The sequence below is a fragment of the Rhodanobacter soli genome, from assembly GCF_039523495.1.
GTDB classification, from domain to species: domain Bacteria; phylum Pseudomonadota; class Gammaproteobacteria; order Xanthomonadales; family Rhodanobacteraceae; genus Rhodanobacter; species Rhodanobacter soli.
In genome coordinates this window covers 1,535,549-1,554,854 of record NZ_BAAAFK010000001.1, presented here as the reverse complement: position 1 = coordinate 1,554,854, position 19,306 = coordinate 1,535,549, and the positions used below count along the sequence as shown (strand labels likewise).

Here is a 19,306-nt window from a genome sequence, read left to right as displayed (position 1 = left end):
GCGGATCGAAGCCCGCGAACTCCTCGCGCAGCGCCTCGTAGGCGGCCCGCTGTTCGTCGTTGTCGGCCGCTGGCGCACGGATCGACAGTTCCACCAACTGGTCGCCCGGATTCGCGCCGGGCATGCCACGACCCTTCAGGCGCAGCTTGCGCCCCGACTGCGAACCGGCCGGGATGCGCAGGTCGACCGTGCCGGCCAGCGTCGGCACCGGCACGGTGGCACCCAGTGCGGCCTCCCACGGGGTGATCGGCAACACGTGCACCACATTGCGGCCGTCCAGGCGGAAGCGCGCATCTTCGCGAATGCCCACTTCCAGCAACAGGTCGCCGTTCGGCCCCCCGGCCATGCCGGCCTGACCCTGACCGGACAGGCGGATCACCTGCCCCGGCTGGATGCCGGCCGGAATCTTCACCTCCAGCACGCGCTCGCCGCCGACCGGGTCATGCATGGCCAGCCGCGTGCGGCCGCCGTCGAACGCGGTCTGCAGGTCGATCTGCACCGAGGCCTGCACGTCGCGCCCGCGCCGCGGCCGCGGCTGGCCCCGATGGCCGCCGGCTGCACCGCGACCGAACAGGCTCTCGAAGAAATCGCTGAAATCGCTGTCGTCACCGCCAAAGCCCTGCTGCCCCTGCCAGCCCGGCGGCGGGCGGAACTGCTCGCCCTGCCGATAGCCGCCGGCGCGCAACTGGTCATACGAACGCCGCTTCTCGGCGTCCTTGAGCACTTCGTTGGCCTCGTTGACCGCCTTGAACTTCTCCTCGGCGCCGGCCTCCTTGTTCTTGTCCGGGTGGTATTTGCGCGCCAGCTTGCGATACGCCGCCTTGATCTCGGCCTCGCTCGCATCGGGCTTCACACCCAGGATTTCGTAATAGTCTTTGAATTCCACCTGCCACTCCCTGACTCACGCAAAAACCCGCGGCGGATCGACTCCGCCGCGGGGCACCTCGCTGCCCGCCTTGCCTCAGTGGCTCGCGTTGATGGTAATGCGTCGCGGCGTCGCTTGGGCTTTCTTCGGTATCGCGATCTCCAGCACGCCGAACTTGCCGTTCGCGGTGATGCCGTCGGCATCGGCGCTGTCGGGCAATGCGAAGCGACGATGGAACGCGCCGCGGGCGCGCTCGACGCGGGTGAACTTGCCGTTCGCCTCGGCACTGGCGGCCTCGCGCTCACCCTTGATGGTGAGGATGCCCTTTTCCATGCTCACCTCGATCTGTGCCGGATCCACGCCAGGGATATCCGCCAGGATCACAAAACGCTGCTCGTCCTCGCGGATGTCCACGCGCGGCGCCCATTGACTGGTAACGACGTTGGACGCGTCGCTGTCCTCCGGCTGCAGAAAACGATCGAATACCTGCCGTATTTCCTCGGGCAGGCCGTTGGTATTCCAGATGCCATGACGAACCGGATTCATCGCATGCCTCCTCAGGTTGGACCGCGGCCAATCGCCGCCTGCCCGGAAAATAGGTGCTGTGACGGACGATTCAAGGCGACAGTCCGCCACGCCGCTATTAGCATTCAGGGACTCCCTCCCGACCCGAGACTCCCATGAGCATCCAGCCCGGCGACACGATTCCCGACACCACCATCCAGGTCATCGACGGCGACATCCGCCCTGCCCAGTCCGCCGCCTTGTTCGCCGGGCGAAAAGCGTTGCTGTTCGGCGTACCCGGCGCGTTCACCCCCACCTGCTCGAACAAGCATCTGCCCGGCTACTCGGCGCACTTCGCCGAGTTCCAGCAGCGCGGCATCAGCGTGATGTGCCTGGCAGTCAACGACGGGTACGTGATGCAGGCCTGGGCTGCTTCGCAGCAAGTACCCGCGGGCTTGCTGATGCTCGCCGACGGCAACGCCAGCTTCACCCGTGCACTGGGACTGGAACTGGATGGCACCGCCTTCGGCATGGGCCTGCGCACGCGCCGCTTTGCGCTGTATGCGGAAGATGGCGTGGTGCGGCTGGTGCAGATCGAGGCACCGGGCGAGCTGCGCGTCTCCAGCGCCGAGGCGATGCTGGCGGCGATTGCCCACTGAGGCAGCGCTGGATCCTGCAACAAAAAACCCCGGCATCGCCGGGGTTTTTCGATTCAGGCTTGCGCCAGACTCACTCGTCGGTGACTGTCGGCTCGACGTCACTGGAACCAGTGTCACCGGCAGGCGCATCGGCGTCGACGACTTCGGCATCCTCGCCGTTGTCCTCCTCCGCATCCAGCCGCATCACGCTGACCAGCGTTTCGTCGGCGGGCAGGCGGATCAGAGTGACGCCCTGGGTGTTGCGGCCGAGCTGCGAGACTTCCGCCACGCGGGTGCGCACCAGGGTGCCCTGGTCGGAGATCAGCATCAGCTCGTGCGCCTCGGTGACCTGCACGGCGCCGACCAGTGCGCCATTGCGCTCGGAGCACTGGATGCCGATCACGCCCTGGGTACCGCGGCCCTTCTTGGTGAACTCGACCAGCTGGGTGCGCTTGCCGTAGCCACGTTGCGTCGCCGTGAGGATGTCGCCCTCTGCCGCCACGATCAGCGACACCACCTGCGCATCCTTGGCCAGTCGCATGCCGCGTACACCGGCAGCCGTGCGACCCATCGAACGCACGGTGTTCTCGTCGAAACGGTTCACCTTGCCGTTGGAAGCGAACAGCAGCACGTCGCTGTTGCCGTCGGTCAGCTCGACATTGACCAGCGCATCGCCATCGTGGAGCTTGATCGCGAGCTTGCCCTTCTGCAGCTGGAACGCGAACTCGGTCAGCGGGGTCTTCTTGACCGTGCCCTGCCTCGTCGCGAAGAACACGAAGCGATCGTCGGTGTATTCGCGCACCGGCAGCACCGCCTGCACCTTCTCGCCCTCGCCCAGCGGCAACAGGTTGATGATCGGCTTGCCGCGCGCGCCCGAACCCGCTTCCGGGATCTGGTAGACCTTGAGCCAGTAGACGCGACCGGTGCTGGTGAAGGCGAGCAAGGTGTCGTGCGTGTTGACCACCCACAACTGCTCGACGACATCCTCGTCCTTCAACGCGGACGCCGAGCGGCCCTTGCCGCCGCGCTTCTGCGAACGGTAGGTGCTGGCCGGTTGGCGCTTGACGTAGCCGGTGTGCGACAAGGTCACCACCATGTCTTCCGGCGCGATCAGGTCGAGTACGTTGAGATCTTCCTGCGAATGCTGGATCTCGGTGCGGCGAGCGTCGCCAAACTCGGCCTTGATCGCTTCCAGCTCGCCGCGGATCACCTCGAGCAGGCGCTCGGGATTTTCCAGGATCTCGATCAGGCCGCGAATGGCTTCCAGGATCTGTCGGTATTCATCGGAAAGCTTTTCCTGCTCGAGCCCGGTCAGGCGGTGCAGGCGCATCGCCAGGATTTCCAGCGCCTGTGCTTCGGACAACTGGTAGCCATCGTCTTTCAGGCCATCGCGTGGATCCATCTCTTCCGGTCGCGATGCTGCCGCGCCGGTAGCCGAGAGCAAGGCACGCACCAGACCCGCTTCCCAGCGCCGCGCCGTCATGCGCTCGCGCGCCTCGGCCGGCGATGCCGAGGTCTTGATCAACTCGATCATCTCGTCGATATTGGCCAGCGCCACGGTCAGGCCTTCGAGGATATGTGCGCGGGCACGGGCCTTGCGCAGCTCGAAAATGGTGCGGCGGGTAACCACCTCGCGGCGGTGGCGAATGAACGCCTCGAGGATGTCCTTGAGGTTCAGCAGGCGCGGCTGGCCGTCCAGCAGGGCCACCATGTTGATGCCGAAGGTAACCTGCAGCTGGGTTTGCTGGAACAGGTTGTTCAGCACCACGTCGCCCATCGCGTCCTTGCGGATCTCGATGACGACGCGCATGCCGTCCTTGTCGGACTCGTCGCGCAGCTCGCTGATGCCTTCGAGCTTCTTCTCCTTGACCAGCTCGGCGATCTTCTCGATCAGCCGCGCCTTGTTCACCTGGTACGGCAGCTCGTGGACGATGATCGTCTCGCGACCATTCTTCTCGGTCTCGACCTCGGCCTTCGCGCGCACCAGGATGCGGCCGCGGCCGGTGCGGTACGCCTCGATGATGCCGGAGGAGCCGTTGATGATGCCGTAGGTCGGGAAATCCGGGCCCGGGATGTGGTGCATCAGTTCGTCGATGCCCAGCGTGGGCTCGTCGATCAGCGCAATCGTCGCCGCGATCACTTCGTTGAGGTTGTGCGGCGGAATATTGGTGGCCATGCCCACCGCGATGCCGGCCGAACCGTTCACCAGCAGGTTCGGCACGCGCGTCGGCAACACCAGCGGCTCGTGTTCGCTCTCGTCGTAGTTCGGACCGAAGTCGACGGTTTCCTTGTCGATGTCGGCCAGCAGCTCGTGGGTGAGCCGCGACATGCGTACTTCGGTGTATCGCATCGCGGCGGCGCTGTCGCCGTCGACCGAACCGAAGTTGCCCTGGCCGTCGACCAGCATGTAGCGCAGCGAGAACGGCTGGGCCATGCGCACGATCGCGTCGTAGACCGACTGGTCGCCGTGCGGATGGTACTTACCGATCACGTCACCGACCACGCGGGCCGACTTCTTGTACGGCTTGTTCCACACGTTGCCGAGTTCGTTCATCGCGAACAATACGCGGCGATGCACGGGTTTCAGACCATCGCGGACATCCGGGAGGGCGCGGCCCACGATCACGCTCATGGCGTAATCGAGATAGCTCTGGCGCATCTCGTCTTCGATGTTGACGCGAATGATTTCTTTGGCGAGTTCTGCCATTGATCGGCTTCCCTGAATGACGAAAAAAAGGCGCTGACGCCGCGCTTCAAGCGCATGCGCGAGCGACCCGAATTCAACCGATCAAGTGTATCACAAACAGCCTTGGAAAGACAGGATTTAACCGTTATAAATCAATAATTTACAGCGCGGTTTCGAGGCGCTCGAAAAGCACCGCGAAAGCTGTCGAAAAATTGATCGGCGCAGCGACTGCCGAACCTGCCGCAACAACCGGTGTCGACCGCCCCTGCGGGCAGGAAAAATTCAACCGCAACCGCGCGCAAGCGACATGGCCGGTCTCGATCCCACGGCTTCACCAGCCGAACATGGCCTGCATCGCGATGCTGTTCGGCCGTTCGATCACGCCACGCTCGGTGACGATCGCGTCGATCAATTCCGCCGGTGCCACGTCGAATACCGGGTTCCATGCCTGCGCCCCCTCGACCACGGTGCGGTGGCCGGCGGTGCTGAGCAACTCGGCCGGGTCGCGCAACTCGATCTCGATTTCCTCGCCGCTGCCGGTGGCCATGTCGACGGTGGAGGACGGCGCCACCACCATGAACTTCACGCCGTGATACTTCGCCGCGATCGCCAGCTGGTAGGTGCCGATCTTGTTCGCGGTATCGCCGTTCGCGGCGATGCGGTCGGCGCCCACGATCACCCATTGCACGGCTCCGGATTTCATCAGGTGCGCCGCGGCGGAGTCGGCGATCAACTGGGCCGGAATGCCGTCGCGCACCAGTTCCCACATGGTCAACCGGGCACCTTGCTGCCATGGTCGAGTCTCGCCGGCGTAGACCCGTGCGATGCGCTCCGCCGCCACGCCGGCGCGGATGACGCCCAGCGCGGTACCGTAGCCGGCGGTGGCCAGCGAGCCGGTGTTGCAGTGGGTCAGCACGCCCGAGCCGGGGGCGATCAACGCAGCACCCAGCTCGCCCATGCGGCGGTTCGCGGCCAGGTCTTCGTTCTGGATCGCCTGCGCTTCACGCAACAACGCGTCGGCGTCGGCGCCGGCCGCGATGCGTTTCTTCATCCGGTCCAGTGCCCACATCAGGTTCACTGCGGTGGGCCGCGCCGCGCGCAGCATCGCCAGCACCGGCTCCAGCGACGCACCTTGCCGTGCGGCCATCGCCACGCCCCATGCCGCGGCGATGCCGATCGCCGGTGCGCCACGCACGGCCAGGTCCCGGATCGCCTGAGTCACCTGGGCGGCATTGCGGCAGTCGATCCAGCATTCCTCGCCCGGCAGGCGACGCTGATCGAGCAGGCGCAGGTGATCGCCCTGCCACTGCACGGCGCGGATGGAATCGTGGGTTTCGGCAGATGCGGTCATCCGTCCATTATCGCCTGTCGTGCGTGCATTTCGCACGACAGGCGATCACTCGTCGGCACGCGATTCACCTGCGCTGGCGCAACCACTGATGGATCGCCGGCGGCACTTCGCGCTGGGCACGCCCGGATACGTAGATGCCGATATGACCACCCTTGAACGCGAGCTGGGTGTAGTCGGTGGTGCCGACATGCTTACCCAGCGCACGCGAGGCATCCGGCGGCACCAGGTGATCCTGCTCGGCGAAAATATTCAGCACCGGCTGGGTGATCACGCCCAGATCCACTGGCCGGCCGCCGATCTCGAGCGTGCCCTTGACCAGTTTGTTGCCTTGGTAGAAATCCTTGATGAACTGGCGGAACGTCTCGCCAGCCTGGTCAGGCGAATCGAAGATCCAGCGCTCCATGCGCAGGAAATTTTCCAGCTCGGTCGGGTTGTCGAGGATGTCGACCATGCCGATGTACTTCTGCTGGTTCAGCCGCAGCGGCTTCAGCGTGAGGTAGACGTAGTTCATCAGCCCGGCCGGGATGTTGCCCATGGTGTCGACGAACAGGTCCACGTCCATGCTGCGGCACCAGTGCGACAGCATGTTGTCCGGCGTGTGGAAATCCACCGGCGTGACCATGGTGATCAGGTTCTTCACCTTGTCCGGATGCAGCGCGGTGTAGCACAGCGAGAACGTACCGCCCTGGCAGATGCCGAGCAGGTTGATCGCATCCAGCCCGTGCCGCTCGCGTACCACGTCGATGCAACGATCGAGATAACCGTTGATGTAGTCGTCCAGGGTCAGCCAGCGATCGGCGCCATCGGGATAACCCCAGTCGATCAGGTAGACGTCCTCGCCCTGTTCCAGCAGGTTGCGCACCATCGAGCGGTCGGCCTGCAGGTCGGTCATCCACACCGTGTTGACCAGCGCGTAGACGATCAGCAGCGGGGTCTTCGAGGTCGTTTGGCCACGGCCGGTGAAATGCCACACCTTCAGCTTGTCTTCGCTGTAGACCAGTTCGCGTGGCGTGTTCGCGTACTCGGGCTCGCGCATGCTGCGCAGATGCCCCATGCCGGCGGCGAGCTTGCGCTGGAACGTGGCGATGTCGCCCAGTGCCCTGGCCGGGTCGATGCGCAATGGTGTTTGCATGGCGGGTCTCCTTACTTGCGCTTGCGTGGGCTGGAGCCGGGCTTGGACACGGCGGCCGGCTTGCGCGCCACTTTTGCCGGCGCCTTCTTCGCGGCAACCGGAGATTTGGCGGAGGCGGCCCTCTTCGCCGCAAGTGCCGCTGCCGGGCCATTGGCCAGTTGGCGTTTCATCGCGGCCAGTTCGCGGCGCAACGCCATGATCTCGTCGGCATGATCGGCGGATGCACCGGCCCGGCTGGCGCGAAACTCGCGGCGCAGGGCCTGCAGCCGTTCGCCAAGGCTCGACACTTCGCTGCGCGTCGGCACGCCCAGCTGCTGGCAGAGCTGTTCGGTCTGCTGTTGCTGCAACTGGCGCACACGCATCTGCGTGTTGACCATCTCGCCGTAGACCTCGCGGAACTCGTCGGACAGCGCGATATCGGCATAGGCCTCCTCCGAGGCATCCACCCAGAGGTCGTACAGTCCCTTCAGCGAATCGATCTGGCGGCCCGGTTCGACATGCTGGGCCAGCTTCTCCTGCAGGCGCTGCATGCCTTGCGTGTTGGCACGCTGGATCAGTTCCTGATAGCGGGCGGATGCCTGCATCGACTCCAGCAACGCCGTGGCCAGTGCCTGCTGCTGCATCTGCTGCTCGCGGTTCAGGCCGAACGCCGGCGTCGGCCCGTGCGTGCCCGGCAGGTCGCCGAAACCGCTGTGCTGGGCTGCCTGCATCCATGATTGCCATTGCCGCGCGAAGCCTTCCGCACCGGCACTGTCAATGCCGCCAAATGCCTGCGCAAACGGCTGGCTGGCACCGCCGAACATCTGTTGCAACTGCTGGCGCCAGTCGGCGGTCGGCTGCTGGGCTGCGCCGCCGGCAGCCGCCTGCATCCAGTCGAAATATCCCTTCAGGCCGGCCAGCGTGCGTTCCAGCGTGTCGTTGCCCGCGGCCGGCGCCGGCGGCGGCGCGAACGGATTCGCCGCGGGTTGTTGCTGGAACTGGCGCGTCCAGGCATCCCACGACTGCTGTGCCAGCGCCTGGTAGTCCCTGATGAAATCATTCGCTGGGTCGGCCATTGGTGCATCCTCGTGCAAGGTTCATCCATCCTAGCAAAAGCACGTTGCACAAAATCACCGGCGCCGGAACGCACAAGGCCCGGCATGGGCCGGGCCTTGTGGAATCGCCTTGTCCGGAAACTCAGACGCCGGCGCGTTCTTCTTCGGTGACGGCCTTCATCGACAGGCGGATACGGCCCTGCTTGTCGACTTCGAGCACCTTGACCTTGACGATGTCGCCTTCCTTCAGCTTGTCGGAAACCTTCTCGACGCGCTCGTCGGAGATCTGCGACACGTGCACCAGACCATCCTTGCCCGGCATGATCGTGACGAACGCGCCGAAGTCCATCAGCTTGGCGACCTTGCCCTCGTAGATGCGGCCCGGCTCGACGTCGGAAACGATCTGCTCGATGCGCTTCTTCGCCGCCTCGCCTGCCTCGCGATTGACCGAGCCGACGATGATGGTGCCGTCGTCGCTGATGTCGATCGTGGTGCCGGTCTCTTCGGTGATCGAGCGGATCGTGGCGCCGCCCTTGCCGATCACTTCGCGGATCTTGTCCGGGTGGATCTTGATGGTGATCAGACGCGGGGCGTACTCGCTCATTTCCGAGCGGGCCGTGGACAGCGCCTTGTTCATCTCGCCGAGGATGTGCAGGCGGCCGCGCTTGGCCTGCGCCAACGCCACCTTCATGATCTCCTCGGTGATGCCGTCGATCTTGATGTCCATCTGCAGCGCGGAAATACCGTCGGCGCTACCGGCCACCTTGAAGTCCATGTCGCCGAGGTGATCCTCGTCGCCCAGGATGTCGGACAGCACGACGAAGTCGCTGCCTTCCTTGACCAGGCCCATCGCGATGCCGGCCACCGGCGCCTTCAGCGGCACGCCGGCGTCCATCATCGCCAGCGAGGAGCCGCACACCGACGCCATCGACGAGGAGCCGTTCGACTCGGTGATTTCCGAGACCACGCGCAGCACGTACGGGAATTCCTCGATCGTCGGCTTGACTGCCTGCACGCCGCGCTTGGCGAGGCGGCCATGCCCGATCTCGCGACGCTTCGGCGCGCCGAACCGGCCGGCTTCGCCCACCGAGAAGGGCGGGAAGTTGTAGTGGAACAGGAACGGATCCTTCGACTCGCCACCGGGCGCGTCGATGATCTGCGCGTCGCGCGTGGTGCCCAGCGTGACGACGACCAGGGCCTGCGTCTCGCCGCGGGTGAACAGCGCCGAACCGTGGGTACGCGGCAGTACGCCGACACGCGCGGTGATCGCGCGCACGTCGTCCAGCTGACGACCGTCGATGCGCACCTTGGTCTTCAGCACGCTGTCGCGCATGGTGTGGTATTCGAGCTCGCCGAATTCCTTCGACAGTTCGGCGGACGACCAGGCGTTCGCTTCGGCCTGCGCCTTGAGCGAGTCGATCACGTCAGCCTTGATCGCGGCGATCGCGTCGCGGCGCTGCAGCTTGTCGCGCACCGAGAAAGCTTCGGCCAGTTTGCTGCCGACGGCGCCCTTGAGCGCGGCAACCAGCGACTCGTTGTGGGCCGGCGCCTGCCAGTCCCACGACGGCTTGGCGGCTTCGGCAGCCAGCTCGGCGATCGCGCGGATCGCGATCTGCATCTGCTGGTGACCGAACATCACCGCACCGAGCATCACGTCCTCGGACAGCAGCTGCGCTTCGGATTCCACCATCAGCACGGCACCGGCGGTACCGGCGACGACCAGGTCCAGCTGGGAGGTCTTCAGCTCGGTGGCCGTCGGGTTCAGCAGGTACTTGCCGTTGGCATAACCGACGCGGGCGGCGCCGATCGGACCCTTGAACGGGATACCGGCCAGGCTCAGCGCGGCAGAGGCGCCGAGCAGCGCAACGATGTCGCCGTCGACTTCCGGGTTCAGCGAGACGACCTGCGCGATGACCTGCACTTCGTTCTTGAAGTCGTCCGGGAACAGCGGGCGTACCGGGCGATCGATCAGGCGCGAGGTCAGCGTCTCCTTCTCGGTCGGACGGCCTTCGCGCTTGAAGAAGCCGCCCGGAATACGGCCGGCGGAGTAGAACTTCTCGACGTAATCGACGGTGAGCGGGAAGAAATCCTGGCCTTCCTTCTGCTTGGTCGCAGCCACTGCGGTGACCAGCACCACGGTGCCGCCCATGCTGGCCATGACCGCACCGGATGCCTGGCGGGCAATTTCGCCCGTCTCCAGCGTGACTTCGTGATTACCGTACTGGAATGACTTGGTTACTTTTGCCACGTGTTTAATTCCTGATCTGATTGAGAAGTGCGCCCGGGAATGGGCGCCTCTTGATCTTTGCGTTCACGGATGAACGCACGAAATTACCGGCGCAGGCCGAGGCGTTCGATCAGGGTCTGGTAACGCGCAAGGTCACGATCCTTCAGATAGGCCAGCAGGCGCTTGCGCTGGTTGACCAGCTTCAGCAGACCGCGGCGGGAATGGTGATCCTGCTTGTGTTCCTTGAAGTGACCGGTGAGGTGGTCGATGCGGGCGGACAGCAGGGCCACCTGGACTTCGGTCGAACCGGTATCGTTCGGCACGCGGCCGAAATCAGCGATGATCTTGCCGGTTTGTTCTGCGGTAAGAGACATGGGTATACGTTTCCTCGGAAAGGCGATGCGAAGCTTGTGCTTGCATCATCACGATGACGCAAGCACAAGCTTCGCCTAGATGAATGAAAGCGTTGAAATAACTTGCCTATTCTACTGATGGGAGCGGTGTTTCAACAAGAGCGGAACGGTGTTCCGGGCAAATCGGTCAGTCCGGCGGCAGGTTGAAGCCGCGCAAGATGCGCGCGCGCCCTTCGGCGTCGGGTTCCAGCAGCGCCAGCAACGCGCCATCGCTGGCATACGCCGCGCAGCGACCCGCCTCCCGCAAGCCCGGCAAGTCAATCTGCTGGCCGCGTGAAATGGCCATGCTTTGCGTCTCATCGAGCCGCAATACCGGAAGATCGGACAGCCCGGCCGAGACCGGCAGCAACCACGCCAGCAGGGCCTCGTCACCCTGCTCCGCCGCTTGCTGCAGCTGTTCCAGAGTCACCATCCGCGGCTCGCGGAACGGTTCCACCCAGATCCGGCGCAGCGCGGTCAGGTGGGCGCCGCAACCGAGATCCTCGCCCAGATCCACCGCCAGCGAACGGACATAGGTGCCGGAGCCGCATTCCACCAGCAACTGCAGCATGTCGCCGTCGTGCGCCAGCAGTTCGAGCCGGTACACCTCCACCTCGCGCGGCGGCACCTCCACGGTTTCGCCACGGCGTGCTTTCGCATACAGCCGCTCGCCACCTTGCTTCAGCGCGGAATACATCGGCGGCACCTGCAGGATGCGACCGCGCAATCGGGCCAGCGCCGTTTCGATGGCAGCGTCATCAAGCCCCGGCACCGGGCGCTGCTGAACGACCACGCCCTCGCTGTCGGCGGTATCCGTGGTAATGCCGAGCCGGCATTCGGCCAGGTAGGCCTTGCGTGCGCCAAGCAGACTGCCAGCCAGCTTCGTCGCCTCGCCGAAACACAGCGGCAGCAGGCCGGTGGCCAGCGGATCGAGCGCCCCGGTATGACCGCCCTTGGACGCGCGCAGCAACTGGCGCACGGCCTGCAACGCCTGGTTGGAACTCAGGCCCGCCGGCTTGTCGAGCAACACGATGCCGTGCAGGTCACGGAGCTGGATGCGCGGCGGACGATTCATCGGTTCGGCGGTGCCCAAGACTTGCGATTCAATCCTGCTTGTCGCCTTCCGGCGGCACCAGGTCGCGCGCCTGCCGGCGCAGCAGCGATTCGATGCGCTCGCCCTTGTCGACCGAATCGTCGTACTTGAACTTCAGCTCCGGCACCCGACGCATGCGCATGCCGCTGTGCGCCAGCGAGTGGCGGATCTCGTGGCCGATCTCGTTCAACGCCTTCACCGCGGGAAGCCCCTGCTCAGGCATCAGTGCGGTGACCCACACCGTGGCCCAATCCAGATCACGGGTGATCTCCACGTCCGACACGCTGACCGACGGCAGGCCATGATCGCGCACCGCCGCATGCACCAGCAAACCAAGCTCGCGGCGCAGCTCGGCACCGATGCGGTCAGTACGTTTGAAATCACGGGAAGGCATAGGACTGGAAATCAGATGAGAAAAGGGAACGGGGAACGGGGAACGGGGAACGGGGAACGGGGAGAGCTTCTCAGCTCTTGTTCCCCATTCCCCGTTCCCGCTGTTGGCGCTACAACGTGCGCGCCACTTCGGTGCGTTCGAAGCACTCGATCTGGTCGCCGGGCTTGACGTCGTTGTACTGCTTCACGGCGATGCCGCATTCCATGCCGTTGCGCACTTCGTCGACGAGGTCCTTGAAGCGGCGCAGCGATTCCAGCTCGCCTTCGAAGATCACCACGTGGTCACGCAGCACGCGGATCGGCTTGCTGCGCTTGACCACGCCCTCGGTGACCATGCAACCGGCCACGGCACCGAACTTCGAGCTGCGGAATACGTCGCGAACCTCGGCGGTGCCGATGATGTCCTCGCGCACTTCCATGCCGAGCAGGCCGGTCGCCGCCTGGGTGACCTGATCGATAACGTCGTAGATGATCGAGAAATAGCGCACGTCCAGGCCGTTGGTCTCGATCACCTTGCGCGCCGAGGCGTCGGCACGCACGTTGAAGCCGATGACCAGCGCCTTCGAGGCCGCCGCCAGGGTGGCGTCGGATTCGTTGATGCCGCCGACACCGGACGAGACCACGTTGACACGGACCCGCTCGTTGCCGATCTGGGTCAGCGACTCGCGCAGCGCCTCGACCGAACCCTGCACATCACCCTTGACCAGGATGTTGAGCGTCTGCTGCTCCACGCCCTGACCCATCTTGGCAATGATGTCCTCGAGCCGGTTGCTCTTGCTGACCATGCGCGTTTCGCGGCGCTTGAGTTCACGTTCCTGGGCAACCTCACGGGCCAGGTGCTCGTCCTCGACGCAGACGAAATCGTCGCCGGTTTCCGGCACGCCGGACAGACCAAGCACCTGCACCGGAATCGACGGGCCGGCCTCCTGCACCTGCTTGCCGGTTTCGTCGATCAGTGCGCGCATGCGGCCATACTCGATGCCGCAGACCACGAAGTCGCCCTTGCGCAGCGTGCCCTGCTGCACCAGCACGGTGGCCACCGGGCCGCGGCCGCGATCCAGGCTGGACTCGATCACCACGCCGGAAGCGCGACCGTCGACGACGGCCTTGAGTTCCATCACTTCAGCCTGCACCGAGATCGCGTCGAGCAATTCCTCGACGCCCATGCCGGTCTTGGCCGATACCGGCACGAACTGGACGTCGCCGCCCCAGTCTTCCGGCACCACTTCGTACTGCACCAGACCCTGCTTGACGTTGTCCGGGCTGGCGCCGTCCTTGTCCATCTTGTTGACCGCGACGATCAGCGGCACCTTGGCGGCACGCGCATGCTTCACCGCTTCCACCGTCTGCGGCATCACGCCGTCATCGGCGGCCACCACCAGGATCACGATGTCGGTCGATTGCGCGCCACGGGCACGCATCGAGGTGAATGCGGCATGGCCAGGCGTATCCAGGAACGTGATCACGCCCTTCGACGTCTGCACGTGGTACGCGCCGATATGCTGGGTGATGCCACCGGCTTCGCCGGAAGCGACCTTGGTGCGCCGGATGTAGTCGAGCAGCGAGGTCTTGCCGTGGTCGACGTGGCCCATGATCGTCACCACCGGCGGACGCGTGACCTTCTCGCCTTCCAGTTCGATATTCTGGGTGTGTGCCGCCAGCGTCTCCTCGGCGTTGTTCTGGTTGTCCGCTACCGGGGTGTGGCCGAGCTCCTCGACCACCAGCACCGCGGTGTCGTGGTCGATGGTCTGGTTGATGGTCGCCATCACGCCCATCTTGAACAGCGCCTTGACCACTTCGGAGCCCTTGACCGCCATCTTCTGGGCCAGCTCGGCGACGATGTTGGTATCGCCCACGACCACTTCGCGCACGACCGGCGCGGTAGGCCGCGAGAAGCCATGCGGACCGGTCGGTGCACCGCTGCCGCCACGCGACAATTCGCGGCCGCCACTGCGACTCGGCTTGCCACGCTTGCTGCTGGAAGAACGACGGGCCCGATCGGCTTCACTCAGGTGCATCTGGCCACCGGCGAAACGCTTGCTGCCGGCGCTGTCCCGATCTTCCTTGCCACCGGCACTCTCATTGCGCTCACGGGGGTGCTTGGGCTTGCCGCGGCTGGCGTCGCCAGCGGCGGCGGGAGCGGTCGTGCTGCCGGCCACCGCGACTCGGGCCGCCGGAGCGGCTGCCGGAGTCGGCGCCGGCGCCGGAGCCGGTACCGGCTTGACCAGTTTTTCGCGTTTGCGCGGCTCATGGATGCGCGGCAGGATCATGCCCAGGTCGCGCTGGTCCATGCGCTGGACGGCCCCTGTCGCATCGTCAGCGGCAGCCACGGGCGCCGCTTCGACCGCCGGTTCCGACGCCGCTCCGACATGTTCAGTCGCAACCGGCTCGGCAGCGCTGGCCGCTTCGACCTCGCGCTGCGCCTTCTCAAGCTTGTGTTGCTGCTCGTCCAGGGTGCGCTGCTGTGCTTCCGTCTGGCGGCGCTGCTCGGCATCGATCCGTTCGCGCTCTTCCTGCTCGCGCTGCTGCTGCGATTCCTGCAGCTTGCGCACGGCATCCTCGCGCTCGGGCTCGACGCTGGCTTCCTCGGCAATCACGCTGCGCTTGACGTAGGTGCGCTTGGCGCGCACCTCGACATTGACTGTCTTGGCCGCGCCTGTGGCGCCGCGGCCACCCGGCGCGGCCACCTTCAGTTCGCCGACCGTGCGGCGCTTCAGGGTGATCTGGCGCGGCGCGCTGTCCTCGACCTCGGCAGCGGCCTCGCTCTTGCCGTGCGTACGGCGCAGGAAGCCAAGCAGCTTCACCTTCTCGGTGCTGCTGATGGCCTGCTCCTGGTCGGAGAATTTCATGCCCGCCTCGCCAAGCTGCGTCAGCAGCTTGTCGACCGGCATACCCAGTACCTGGGCGAGTTGTTTGATCGTGACGTCCGACATCGTGTTCTTTGCTCCGCCGTTCCCGCGCTTATCATCTTGTGCGGCGTCATTTGCGCCGCCACCTCCATCCGTGGTGAAAGGCTTCCCGGAAGCCTTTCTCGGCACACCCTTCCAGGGTGCCGCCGTCCGCGGTTAGCCGCCTTTCTCCAGCCGCGCGATCATCGGCGCACGTGCGGCCATGATCAGTGCAGCGGCTCGTTCTTCATCCATGCCTTCAATATCGATCAGCTCATCCACCGCCAGGTCGGCCAGATCATCGACCGTGGTCACTGCGCGAGCGGCCAGTGCATAGGCCGTCACCTCGTCCATGCCGTCCAATGCCAGCAGCTCTTCGGAAGGCTGATGTTCGTCGACGCCTTCCTCCACCGCCAGTGCCTCGGTCAGCAACGCATCGCGGGCACGGGCGCGCAGCTCCTCGACGATGTCTTCGTCGAAGCCCTCCACCGCCAGCAGCTCGGCGCTGGGCACGTAGGCAATTTCCTCGACGCTGGAGAAGCCTTCCTGTACGAGGATAACGGCAATCTCCTGATCCACTTCCAGCTTGTCCATGAACAGCTGGCGCGCGGCCTCCTGCTCGGATTCGCTCTTGGCGGTGACCTGGTCCTGGGTCATCACGTTGAGCTGCCAGCCGGTCAGCTTGCTGGCCAGGCGCACGTTCTGGCCACCGCGGCCGATCGCCTGGGACAGCTTGTCCTCGGCCACCGCGATGTCCATCGAGTGCTTTTCCTCGTCCATGATGATGGACTGCACTTCGGCCGGCGCCATCGCATTGATGACGAACTGCGCCTGGTTCTCGTGCCACAGGATGATGTCGACGCGCTCGCCGTTGAGGTCGTTGGAGACCGCCTGCACGCGCGAACCGCGCATGCCGATGCAGGCGCCGATCGGATCGGTGCGGCTGTCGTGGGCCAGCACGGCGATCTTGGCGCGGTCACCCGGGTCGCGGGCACAGCCCTTGATCTCGACCAGCCCCTGGCCGACTTCCGGCACTTCCAGCTTGAACAGTTCGATCATGAATTCCGGCGCGGCGCGCGACACGAACAGCTGCGGGCCGCGGGCCTCGGAACGCACTTCGTACAGGTAGCCGCGCACGCGGTCGCCGACGCGGGCCGATTCGCGCGGAATCGTCTTGTCGCGCGGGATGAACGCCTCGGCGTTGCTGCCCAGGTCCAGGTAGATGTTGCCGCGCTCGACGCGCTTGACGATACCGGTGACCAGCTCGCCCACACGATCGGCGAACGCATCGACCACCTGCTGGCGTTCGGCCTCGCGTACGCGCTGCACGATCACCTGCTTGGCGGCCTGCGCGGCGATGCGGCCGAACTCGGCATTCTCGACCTGCTGCTCGATGTATTCGCCCACCTCGGCGTCGGCGCGCTCATCCAGCGCGTCCATCAGGCGCAGCTGGTAGGACGGCGATTCCATCTCGCCATCGTCGGCGATGATCTCCCAGCGACGGAACGTTTCGTATTCGCCGGTGTTGTGGTCGATCGACACGCGGATATCGGGCTCCTCGTCCGGATAGCGTTTCTTCGCCGCCGAGGCCAGCGCGGCCTCCATCGCTTCGAAAATCACTTCCAGCGGGACACCTTTTTCATTGGCAACCGCGTCGACGACCAGCAAAAGTTCTTTGCTCATTGCAGCAACTCCATAGGCGCCCTTCGGCGTCCGATCAATCTTGATGGATTATTCGTATTGATTACTTCGAGGCCTTGGGAGCCGTTGTCCTGCCACCGCGCTTGGGCTGCGGCGCATAACCAAGCGCCACCCAGTCCGGCACCACACGCGCACTTTCCACCATCGCGTGATCGAATTCGAATGTCTTGCCTTCGGCTTCCAGCACGATGTGTCCGCTTTCCACCGAAACCAGCTTGCCGCGCAGGCGACGGCGACCTTCCAGCGGCGCCTTCAGCAGCAACTTCACTTCCTGCCCGCTGGCCCGCGCAAATTGTGCGGCGGTGAACAGCGGTCGATCCAGTCCCGGCGAGGAAACCTCCAGCACGTAATGGCCGGGTATCGGATCCTCCACGTCCAGCAAGGCGGACAGCTCGCGGCTGGCGGTTTCGCAATCCTCGATGCCGACCTCACGTCGTTCGCCGTCACCCGTTTCCTTGTCCAGCAGGTCCAGGTAGACGCGCAGCGTACTCTGCCCGTGCGACGGGGTGAACTCCACGCCGAGGCATTCCAGACCCAGATCGGCCAGTACCTCGCTGAAGCGTTGTGCCAGTGCCTGTGTATCCATGGGTAACCTTCCCAGATCACTCTTTCAGAACAGCAGAAACAAAAAATGGGCTCCAACGGCCCATTTCCCTATCTCGCCGATGTTCCTCCTCCTCAAGCAGCTCTTTCCGGCGCTCGTGGCCACCAACGGCAGCCCGGCACGACGCATCGTGCGCCCAACAAAAAAGCCTCACGAGGAGGCTTTCTTGCATCAAGAAAGATCTGGTAGCGGGGGCAGGATTCGAACCTGCGACCTTCGGGTTATGAGCCCGACGAGCTGCCAGACTGCTCCACCCCGCATCAGAGTCCGAAGAGTTTACCGGGGTGGCCGGTTTCTTGCAAGCCTCGATCGCGGACATTCAGCATCAGGCAGCGACTCACAGCCCGAACGCGCGACGGCACCAGCCCAGCAGCGGGCCCCAGTACAGGCCCAGCACCAGCAGCGACAACGCATTCAGTGACAGCACCACGCGCAACGGCTGGTCCGACTGCACCTGCAACACGCTGCCTTCGACCGGCTTGTCGAAATACATCACCTTGACCACGTACAGGTAGTAGTACAGGCCGATGATGGCGAACACGATACCGACGATGGCCAGCCACAGCATGTCCGCGTGGATCGCCGCCTCCAGCACCAGTACCTTGGCCCAGAAGCCGAACAGCGGCGGCACGCCGGCCAGCGAGAACATCGCCAGCAGCATCAGGAACGCCATCCACGGCGACTTCTGGTTGAGCCCTTTCAGGTCGGCGATTTCCTCGCACTCGAAGCCCGCCCGGGTCAGTGCCAGCATGACGCCGAACGCGGCCACGCCCATCAGCGCGTAGCAGATCGCGTAGAACATCGCGGCGGCATAGCCTTCCGGGCCGGCAGCGGAAAGGCCGAGCAACAGGTAGCCCATGTGCGAGATGGTCGAATACGCCAGCATGCGCTTGAGGTTGGTCTGCACGATCGCGACCAGGTTACCGATCGCCAGCGAAGCCACCGCCAGCACGGCCAGCATCAGCTGCCAGTGCTGCGACAGGTCGCCCATGCCGGCATCGAGCAGGCGGTAGGCCATGCCGAACGCGGCCAGCTTCGAGCCCGATGCGATGAAGGTGGTGACCGGAGTGGGCGCACCCTGGTAGACGTCGGGAATCCACATGTGGAACGGCGCGGCGCCCAGCTTGAAGCCGATGCCGACGATCATGAAGACCAGGCCGAACAGCAGCAGGGTCGGCGCCGTGGTGTAGCTCATCACGCCGTGCAGTTGTGCCAGGTCCAGGGACGGCGTGCCGCCCATGCCGGAGGCGCCGTAGACCATCGACATGCCGTACAGCAGCATGCCCGAGGCCAGCGCACCCAGCACGAAGTACTTGATCGCCGCCTCCGGCGGCAGCTTCGCATCGCGGTTCAGCGCGACCAGCGCGTACGAGGACAGCGACAGCAGCTCCAGCCCCAGGTACACGGTCACCAGATTGCCGGCCGAGACCAGCAGCATGATGCCGATCACCGCGAAGATCATCAGCGTATAGAATTCGCCGCTGAGCAGCTTGCGATCGATCAGATAAGGACGCGCGTAGACGAACACCATCGCGGTGGTGCCCAGCGCGAATACCTTCAGGATCTCGGCCACGTCGTCGCGCACGAACATGCTGCCGAACGCGGTCACCGCCTGCGGCGGCTGGCCGGCGATCACCAGGTAGATCGCCACCAGCAGCACCGCGATCGAGATCCAGTGCAGCAGCGGCCGCTGCGCGGGCTTCATGAAGGCGTCCAGCAGCAACAGCAGGCACGCCGCCGCCACCAGATAGAACTCCGGCAGCAGGATCAGGATGTCATTCAGGGTTGGCATGTCGGG

At 64.9% G+C, this 19,306-nt stretch carries 15 protein-coding genes and 1 tRNA gene; 1 reads left to right on the top strand and 15 read right to left on the bottom strand.

What is annotated here, in order from left to right; all coding sequences use genetic code 11:
• On the bottom strand, positions 1-886 hold an 886-nt coding region (locus ABD024_RS07075; protein ID WP_343851045.1), incomplete at its 3' end, for a DnaJ C-terminal domain-containing protein.
• 75 nt (positions 887-961) lie between these two features.
• The gene (locus ABD024_RS07070; RefSeq protein ID WP_343851043.1) at positions 962-1,411 is read right to left on the bottom strand and encodes an Hsp20/alpha crystallin family protein; all 450 of its coding nucleotides are present in this window, start codon (positions 1,409-1,411) and stop codon (positions 962-964) included.
• 134 nt (positions 1,412-1,545) lie between these two features.
• Here ABD024_RS07070 and ABD024_RS07065 point away from each other — a divergent pair, with 134 nt between their 5' ends.
• Complete coding sequence (locus ABD024_RS07065) at positions 1,546-2,028, top strand: peroxiredoxin (protein WP_343851041.1); 483 nt, start codon at positions 1,546-1,548, stop codon at positions 2,026-2,028.
• Between the two features lie 70 nt (positions 2,029-2,098).
• On the opposite strand, the gene gyrA is transcribed toward ABD024_RS07065, so the two are convergent.
• The 13 genes from gyrA to nuoN form a co-directional block, all read right to left on the bottom strand.
• A complete protein-coding gene (gene gyrA, locus ABD024_RS07060) occupies positions 2,099-4,714 on the bottom strand; it encodes a DNA gyrase subunit A (protein WP_343851039.1) in 2,616 nt (871 codons plus the stop codon).
• Between the two features lie 310 nt (positions 4,715-5,024).
• Entirely contained in the window at positions 5,025-6,044 is a 1,020-nt protein-coding gene (gene mtnA / locus ABD024_RS07055; RefSeq protein WP_343851037.1) for an S-methyl-5-thioribose-1-phosphate isomerase, read from the bottom strand.
• Between the two features lie 64 nt (positions 6,045-6,108).
• Entirely contained in the window at positions 6,109-7,176 is a 1,068-nt protein-coding gene (locus ABD024_RS07050; protein WP_343851035.1) for a class III poly(R)-hydroxyalkanoic acid synthase subunit PhaC, read from the bottom strand.
• Between the two features lie 11 nt (positions 7,177-7,187).
• On the bottom strand, positions 7,188-8,231 hold the full coding sequence (locus ABD024_RS07045) for a poly(R)-hydroxyalkanoic acid synthase subunit PhaE (RefSeq protein WP_343851033.1): 1,044 nt from the start codon (positions 8,229-8,231) through the stop codon (positions 7,188-7,190).
• A gap of 121 nt (positions 8,232-8,352) precedes the next feature.
• Complete coding sequence (gene pnp, locus ABD024_RS07040) at positions 8,353-10,458, bottom strand: polyribonucleotide nucleotidyltransferase (protein WP_343851031.1); 2,106 nt, start codon at positions 10,456-10,458, stop codon at positions 8,353-8,355.
• An 83-nt stretch (positions 10,459-10,541) separates the two neighbouring features.
• A complete protein-coding gene (gene rpsO, locus ABD024_RS07035; protein WP_343851029.1) occupies positions 10,542-10,811 on the bottom strand; it encodes a 30S ribosomal protein S15 in 270 nt (89 codons plus the stop codon).
• A gap of 166 nt (positions 10,812-10,977) precedes the next feature.
• Complete coding sequence (truB, locus tag ABD024_RS07030; RefSeq protein ID WP_343851027.1) at positions 10,978-11,904, bottom strand: tRNA pseudouridine(55) synthase TruB; 927 nt, start codon at positions 11,902-11,904, stop codon at positions 10,978-10,980.
• Between the two features lie 28 nt (positions 11,905-11,932).
• Positions 11,933-12,316 (bottom strand): 30S ribosome-binding factor RbfA, encoded by a 384-nt coding sequence (gene rbfA / locus ABD024_RS07025; protein ID WP_343851025.1) that lies wholly within the window; start codon positions 12,314-12,316, stop codon positions 11,933-11,935.
• A gap of 109 nt (positions 12,317-12,425) precedes the next feature.
• Positions 12,426-15,248: a translation initiation factor IF-2 gene (gene infB, locus ABD024_RS07020; RefSeq protein WP_343851023.1), complete on the bottom strand. Its 2,823-nt coding sequence runs from the start codon at positions 15,246-15,248 to the stop codon at positions 12,426-12,428.
• A 132-nt stretch (positions 15,249-15,380) separates the two neighbouring features.
• Positions 15,381-16,886, bottom strand: coding sequence for a transcription termination factor NusA (nusA, locus tag ABD024_RS07015; RefSeq protein WP_343851021.1), 1,506 nt, complete (start codon positions 16,884-16,886; stop codon positions 15,381-15,383).
• 61 nt (positions 16,887-16,947) lie between these two features.
• Positions 16,948-17,490, bottom strand: a complete 543-nt coding sequence (locus ABD024_RS07010; RefSeq protein ID WP_343851019.1) for a ribosome maturation factor RimP — start codon at positions 17,488-17,490, stop codon at positions 16,948-16,950.
• A 201-nt stretch (positions 17,491-17,691) separates the two neighbouring features.
• Positions 17,692-17,768, bottom strand: a tRNA-Met gene (locus tag ABD024_RS07005).
• 77 nt (positions 17,769-17,845) lie between these two features.
• A complete protein-coding gene (nuoN, locus tag ABD024_RS07000; protein ID WP_343851017.1) occupies positions 17,846-19,300 on the bottom strand; it encodes an NADH-quinone oxidoreductase subunit NuoN in 1,455 nt (484 codons plus the stop codon).
• Between the last annotated feature and the right edge of the window lie 6 nt (positions 19,301-19,306).

Coding starts and splice junctions, on each gene's coding strand:
- mtnA (WP_343851037.1), bottom strand. CDS start 6,044: ATGACCGCATCTGCCGAAACCCACGATTCCATCCGCGCCGTGCAGTGG.
- nusA (WP_343851021.1), bottom strand. CDS start 16,886: ATGAGCAAAGAACTTTTGCTGGTCGTCGACGCGGTTGCCAATGAAAAA.
- ABD024_RS07070 (WP_343851043.1), bottom strand. CDS start 1,411: ATGAATCCGGTTCGTCATGGCATCTGGAATACCAACGGCCTGCCCGAG.
- nuoN (WP_343851017.1), bottom strand. CDS start 19,300: ATGCCAACCCTGAATGACATCCTGATCCTGCTGCCGGAGTTCTATCTG.
- rpsO (WP_343851029.1), bottom strand. CDS start 10,811: ATGTCTCTTACCGCAGAACAAACCGGCAAGATCATCGCTGATTTCGGC.
- rbfA (WP_343851025.1), bottom strand. CDS start 12,316: ATGCCTTCCCGTGATTTCAAACGTACTGACCGCATCGGTGCCGAGCTG.
- infB (WP_343851023.1), bottom strand. CDS start 15,248: ATGTCGGACGTCACGATCAAACAACTCGCCCAGGTACTGGGTATGCCG.
- gyrA (WP_343851039.1), bottom strand. CDS start 4,714: ATGGCAGAACTCGCCAAAGAAATCATTCGCGTCAACATCGAAGACGAG.
- ABD024_RS07010 (WP_343851019.1), bottom strand. CDS start 17,490: ATGGATACACAGGCACTGGCACAACGCTTCAGCGAGGTACTGGCCGAT.
- truB (WP_343851027.1), bottom strand. CDS start 11,904: ATGAATCGTCCGCCGCGCATCCAGCTCCGTGACCTGCACGGCATCGTG.
- ABD024_RS07065 (WP_343851041.1), top strand. CDS start 1,546: ATGAGCATCCAGCCCGGCGACACGATTCCCGACACCACCATCCAGGTC.
- ABD024_RS07050 (WP_343851035.1), bottom strand. CDS start 7,176: ATGCAAACACCATTGCGCATCGACCCGGCCAGGGCACTGGGCGACATC.
- ABD024_RS07045 (WP_343851033.1), bottom strand. CDS start 8,231: ATGGCCGACCCAGCGAATGATTTCATCAGGGACTACCAGGCGCTGGCA.